Origin of the sequence: Rhodopseudomonas sp. BR0C11 (assembly GCF_010820945.1) — a bacterium.
In the GTDB taxonomy this organism is placed as follows: domain Bacteria; phylum Pseudomonadota; class Alphaproteobacteria; order Rhizobiales; family Xanthobacteraceae; genus Rhodopseudomonas; species Rhodopseudomonas palustris_H.
On sequence record NZ_QTKI01000337.1, the window covers coordinates 1 to 5,379 of the forward strand.

General features: G+C 65.3%; 8 protein-coding genes. 4 read left to right on the top strand and 4 right to left on the bottom strand.

Annotation, left to right across the window (positions count from 1 at the left end; translation table 11 throughout):
- The coding region (locus tag DYI24_RS20320; RefSeq protein ID WP_246701319.1) for a methyl-accepting chemotaxis protein at positions 1 to 539 on the top strand (539 nt) is incomplete at its 5' end.
- Positions 540 to 674: 135 nt separating this feature from the next.
- Positions 675 to 1,217 carry a hypothetical protein gene (locus DYI24_RS20325; protein WP_107345364.1) on the top strand — a complete coding sequence of 181 codons (543 nt, stop codon included), beginning with the start codon at positions 675 to 677 and terminating at the stop codon, positions 1,215 to 1,217.
- 55 nt (positions 1,218 to 1,272) lie between these two features.
- Here the strand turns inward: DYI24_RS20325 and bfr are convergent, their stop codons facing one another.
- Positions 1,273 to 1,755, bottom strand: a complete 483-nt coding sequence (gene bfr / locus DYI24_RS20330; protein WP_012497027.1) for a bacterioferritin — start codon at positions 1,753 to 1,755, stop codon at positions 1,273 to 1,275.
- A 122-nt stretch (positions 1,756 to 1,877) separates the two neighbouring features.
- Positions 1,878 to 2,375: a (2Fe-2S)-binding protein gene (locus DYI24_RS28665; RefSeq protein ID WP_349627802.1), complete on the bottom strand. Its 498-nt coding sequence runs from the start codon at positions 2,373 to 2,375 to the stop codon at positions 1,878 to 1,880.
- A 103-nt stretch (positions 2,376 to 2,478) separates the two neighbouring features.
- On the opposite strand from DYI24_RS28665, the gene DYI24_RS20340 reads away from it, so the two are divergent.
- Together DYI24_RS20340 and DYI24_RS20345 are read left to right on the top strand one after the other, a co-directional pair.
- Positions 2,479 to 2,838 carry a hypothetical protein gene (locus tag DYI24_RS20340; RefSeq protein WP_107356393.1) on the top strand — a complete coding sequence of 120 codons (360 nt, stop codon included), beginning with the start codon at positions 2,479 to 2,481 and terminating at the stop codon, positions 2,836 to 2,838.
- Positions 2,839 to 3,059: 221 nt separating this feature from the next.
- On the top strand, positions 3,060 to 3,344 hold the full coding sequence (locus tag DYI24_RS20345) for a hypothetical protein (protein ID WP_011159141.1): 285 nt from the start codon (positions 3,060 to 3,062) through the stop codon (positions 3,342 to 3,344).
- A gap of 76 nt (positions 3,345 to 3,420) precedes the next feature.
- Here DYI24_RS20345 and DYI24_RS20350 read toward each other — a convergent pair whose 3' ends face one another.
- Entirely contained in the window at positions 3,421 to 4,659 is a 1,239-nt protein-coding gene (locus DYI24_RS20350; RefSeq protein WP_164573599.1) for a lytic murein transglycosylase, read from the bottom strand.
- A complete protein-coding gene (locus tag DYI24_RS20355) occupies positions 4,659 to 5,249 on the bottom strand; it encodes a TIGR00645 family protein (protein WP_107345367.1) in 591 nt (196 codons plus the stop codon). Before DYI24_RS20355 ends, DYI24_RS20350 begins: the two co-directional genes overlap by 1 nt.
- Between the last annotated feature and the right edge of the window lie 130 nt (positions 5,250 to 5,379).

Below are 5,379 nucleotides of genomic sequence, written 5' to 3' on the forward strand. Positions count from 1 at the left end.
TCAATCAGCTCGCCACGGCGGCGCAGCGGATCGGCGACGTGGTCGACCTGATCAACACCATCGCCGGCCAGACCAACCTGCTGGCGCTCAACGCCACGATCGAAGCGGCACGCGCCGGTGAAGCCGGCCGCGGCTTCGCGGTGGTCGCGGCGGAAGTGAAGGCGCTCGCCGAGCAGACCGCGAAGGCGACCGACGAAATCAGCCAGCAGATTTCCGGCATGCAGGCCGCGACCGAAGAGTCGGTGTCGGCGATCAAGGAGATCGGCACCACGATCGGCCAGATGTCGGAAATCTCGTCCGCCATCGCCTCGGCCGTCGAGCAGCAGGGCTCGGCGACCCAGGAGATCTCGCGCAACGTCCAGCAGGCCGCCCAGGGCACGATGCAGGTCAGCGCCAACATCGCCGACGTCGAGCGCGGCGCGGCCGAGACCGGGATGTCGTCGTCGCAGGTGCTGGCGGCGGCGCGGTCGCTATCGACCGACAGCGCGCAGCTCAAGACCGAAGTAGCGCGCTTCCTCAGCTCGGTGCGCGCGGCGTAACACCGCCTCACCTTTCACCTAAGGCGAAGGCCCGGCTTCACCCGAAGCCGGGCCTTCGCATTTCGACCGTTCGCGTCGCGCTTGCGTTACACACGCTGGAGTTGCAGACTAGAGCTGCGGCCGGGGGAGGTTGCAGTGCGTGTTGCGAGTTGTGTCATCGCCGTGGTGTTGGCCGGATGCGTCAGCGACGGCTCGCTGAAATCCGGCAGCTGGCGAATCGATCAGAGGCCAGACCTGATCACCGGCGCGCCGGTGGCCGGCGCCATCACCCTGACCAACCGGGCGTCGAACAGCACCGATCCACTGCTAGTCTCGCTGGCGACGCTCCAGCTCACCTGCTTCGAAAAGCGGCCGATCGTGAAGGTCGGTTTCGGCTTCAAGATCGGCAGCGACCGCAATACCAGCCTGGGGTATCGGTTCGACGACAAGCCGGGGCGCGATGCGGTGGAGTCGCGGGTGCTGCTGGGGCATCAGGTGATCGTCGTCGAAGAGCCCGCGGCGCTGCAGCAGTTCATCGCCGACCTGCGCGAGTCGACCCAGCTTGTCGTGCGGATCAGATCATTGAACGCCGGCACCAGCACGGCTCTGTTCAAGGTCGACGGCTCGGAGCCGGCGATCGAGGCAGCCTATCGGGACTGCCCGCTGTCGCCGGCGCAACAGCCGCGCCGGACGACGTGAGGACCCGCGCGGGTCGTCGGCCGAACCGGCCGACGGAGTGCGCGGCACGAACCGATCAGTCGTGATCGAGTTCGCCAATGTGGTGCTGCTGATACAGCTCGACGCCGATCCGGTTCACCAGATCCAGCTGGGTCTCGAGGAAATCGATGTGATGTTCCTCGTCCTTCATCAGCTGCTCGAACAGGTCGCGCGACACGTAGTCCTTGACGCTGTGGCAGTAGGTTGCGGCTTCCTGATACAGCGCGCGCGCGTCGATCTCGGCCTGCAGGTCGGCGTTCAGCACTTCCTTGACGTTCTGGCCGATCCGCAGCGGATCGAGCACCTGCATGTTCGGGAAGCCGTCAAGGAAGATGATGCGATCGGTGAGCTTGTCGGCGTGGACCATCTCTTCGATGGATTCCTTGCGCCAGGTCTTGGCGAGATCCTTCAGACCCCAATTGTCGAGCAGGCGATAGTGCAGCCAGTACTGATTGATGGCCGTCAGCTCGCTGCGCAGACCGCGGTTGAGATATTCGATGACCTTGGCATCGCCCTTCATGTGAATCCGTCACTCCTGCAATCGGCGGCCAGGGCTGGCCGCTTTAGAATTAGAATAATTCTAGATCATAACGCGGGTGAGATGCAATCCCGGCTCACCCGATCAACAGCCCATCAAAACACTTAGGAGCCGGCGCGACGCTCTGCCGCGCCGCACAGCGCTTCGTTCATGATGTTCTTGATGGTGTGCATGCAGCGGCCGCACTTTCGGCTGCAGCCGAGGCAGCGGTGAACCTCACCGGGGTTCCGCGCGGGACCACCTTCGCTGTGCATAGTGGCCCGCACATCGTGGTCGCTCAGGACGTTGCAAGAACAAACGATCATCGGTCTCGATCCAGCAGTAACAAGCTTTTGGATAGTGAGATGCACTCGCAGACGCAAAAGGAAAACGTGCAACTTCAAGCTATTCCAATCTGCAACTGGCCGTTTGATTTTGCTCAATCGAGATCGCGCGTCCCCGACTTGCACGCCCCTTGCGGCGAGGAAAACGGAGCATCTCCGCGCTGACCTGAAGCCGGCACGACGTCGCCAGACGTCCAAGAGCCACGCCCCTCGCCGCGCCTCCAACGGCCCCGATCCGCCCGTGCGGAACCGACCATGGCAGCACTGCGGCGGCGGCATTCATGGATCGTTCAATCGAATGGTGAAAGGTTACGGGTGCTGGACCATGGCGGGGTCGCGCCCGCGGCCCATCGGGTCCGGTGCTCGTTCGAGAGGTGATGCCATGAGAAAGTCGATGATGGCGTTGGCCGCGGCCGCTGCGATGGCCGTGACGGCCGTCGGGTCCACCGCGCCGGCCCAGGCGCATGACGGCTTCGGCGCCGGAATCGCCGCCGGTCTGATCGGCGGTGCGCTCATCGGCGGCGCGCTGTCCTCGCCGTATTACGGCCCGGGCGGCTACTATTACGGCGGCGGCTATGGCTACGGCCCGCGCTACTACAGCTATGGGCCACGCTATTACGGCTACGCGCCGGCTCCGGCCTATGTCGTGTCGCCGGGCTATTACGGCGGCTGCTACTGGCAGCGGCAGCGGTTCTGGGACGGCTACGGCTGGCGAATCCGCCGGATCCGAGTCTGCGACTGACGGTGAACCTTTCACCGCCGCGTCCGACCAACCAACAGCCTGAACGCCCGGATTCCGGGCGTCGACGGTATCGCCCGAAAAACACCGTTTTTGCGCGACACTGATCCGCCAGCCGATACGCGACAATTGACGACATTGCGCTTTTTTGATGCTGTGCCGTCGGGGACTACCGGTTCGTTCAACAGCGCCGGGCGCGGCGCGATCTCAGGAGAGCCTCTCAAATGAAGAAGACTGTCACCGTCCTGCTTGCGGCCGCGACCATCGCCGGTTCGCTGGTCGGCGTCGCCCCGGCCGCGAAGGCCGATGGCGGCCGGATCGCCGCCGGCGTTGCGGGTGGCCTGATCGGCGGCGCCCTGCTGGGTGGCGCGATCGCCGCCAGCCGCCCCGCCTATGCGGCCCCTGCCCCGGTTTATGTCGAAGAGCCGGACTGCCACTGGGTCCGCGAGCGCTTCTGGGACGACTACGCTGGCGTGTGGCGTTCGCGCCGCGTCCGCGTTTGCGATTGATCCTGTCGCGGCGCACAGCCCGCGCCCGTCTGAATGCTGAACCCGGCCGAGCAATCGGCCGGGTTTTTGTTTGGCCTCAGCGCGCCGCCTGGATCGAGCGCAGCACCGCCTCGCTCGGCCAGCAATCGACCTGCAGTCCGGCGCGCTTCTGGTAGGCGCCGAGCGCCGCACGGGTCAGCATCCCGGCCTTGCCATCGATCTTGTCGCGATAGATGCCGAGCCGCTCCAATCCGCGCTGCATCGCCTCGACATCCGTGGTGCGAAGCTGCTTGGTGGCCGACCACGGGGTGGCGAACGGGCGCGGATCCGTCATCCGGTCGGCGAGATGGCCGACGAACAGCACATACAGATCCGAGAAATTGTATTCCTTGATGACGAAGTAGTTCTTCGTGGTCAGGAACGCCGGACCGTAAATGCCTTCGGGCTGCAGCAATGACGCCGGCTGCTCGCGCTCGGCCGCGCTCAACCGATCCGACCGGGCGAGCGTGAAGCCTTCACGCAGCCATTGCCCGATCGGCTTGGTGACTTCCGGCACGCCCTCCGTGCAGTCGACGCGCGCCGGCGCCTTGACCTCGTAGGCCCAGCGCAGTCCGCTCTGCCAGCCCTTGTTGACGAGCTGCTGTGCGGCCGACGCCAGCGCGTCCGGCACCGAGTGCCAGATATCGACGCGTCCATCGCCGTCGAAGTCGACGCCGTGCTTGTAGTACTCGGACGGTAGAAACTGCGTCAGGCCGGTGGCGCCGGCCCAGGACGCACGCATCCCTTGCCGCGTCACCGCGCCCTCGCCGATGATCTTCATCGCCAGGATGAATTCGGTTCGATACTGGTCCTTGCGGCGGCCGACATAGGCCTGCGTCGCCATCACCCGCACCGCGTCGTAGGGCAACTTGTAGCGGCCGTAGTCGGTCTCGCGGCCCCAGATCGCCAGCACCACGGTGGCGGGCACGCCGAACTTGCGCTCGATTGCATCCAGCGTCGGCCGATAACGCTGCAGCAACGTGCGGCCATGCGCGGCCAGGCTCTCGATCCGCGCTTCCTTCAGATAGTCCGCCGGGACCTGGACGAATTCGGCCTGCCGCGGCGCGCCGGTCTTCGGCCTGCCGGGCAGGATCAGGTCGGGCAGCTTGTAGTCCGGCTCGAGCCCGGCGGTGACGGCGTCGAACGTCGCGCGCGACACACCGGCTTCGCGCGCCTCCGGCCACAGCTCGGCGAGGAAGCGATCGAAGCCGGCATCCGCCGCTCGCGCCGGCGCGGCACCGAGCGTCAGCCATGCGGCTGCGACGACGGCACCTGCCAGCGCGGCCAGGCGGCGCATCAATGATGCCCCTTGGCCTTCTCTTCTTCGGTCGCGAGATTCGAGATCCGGTCGACCCAGGCGATGCCGATCGCCGACAGGATGAACACGGTGTGGATGATGGTCTGCCACATCACACCGGTCTCGGTGTAGCCGCTCACCTTGCCGACCGCGCCGAGGTTGCCGGCTTCGATGAAGGTGCGCAGCAGATGGATCGACGAGATGCCGATGATCGCCATCGCCAGCTTGATCTTCAGCACGCTGGCATTGACGTGGCTGAGCCACTCCGGCTCGTCGGGATGCCCGCGCAGGTTGAGCCGCGACACGAACGTCTCGTAGCCGCCGACGATCACCATCACCAGCAGGTTCGAGATCATCACCACGTCGATCAGCCCCAGCACCGCCAGCATGATCTGCTGCTCGCTGAAGTCGAAGGAGTGCTGGAACAGATGCCACAGCTCCTTCAGGAACAGAATGACGTAGATGCCCTGCGCGACGATCAGGCCGACATACAGCGGCAATTGCAGCCAGCGCGAACCGAAGATCAGCATGGGGATCGGCCGCAGCCCCAGTCCTTTCGGCGGCAGCGGCGTCTCGGGTGTCATCGACATGTAGGAAAGCTCCGAACAGCTGAATTGGGCGAACAGTCACTTGGGAACTCCCTCCGATTCTGTCGAGACGCAGAGGAGCGGCGTTTAACCGCAGTTCGTGGCAGCGAACGGAACGGAGCGGCAGCATAAC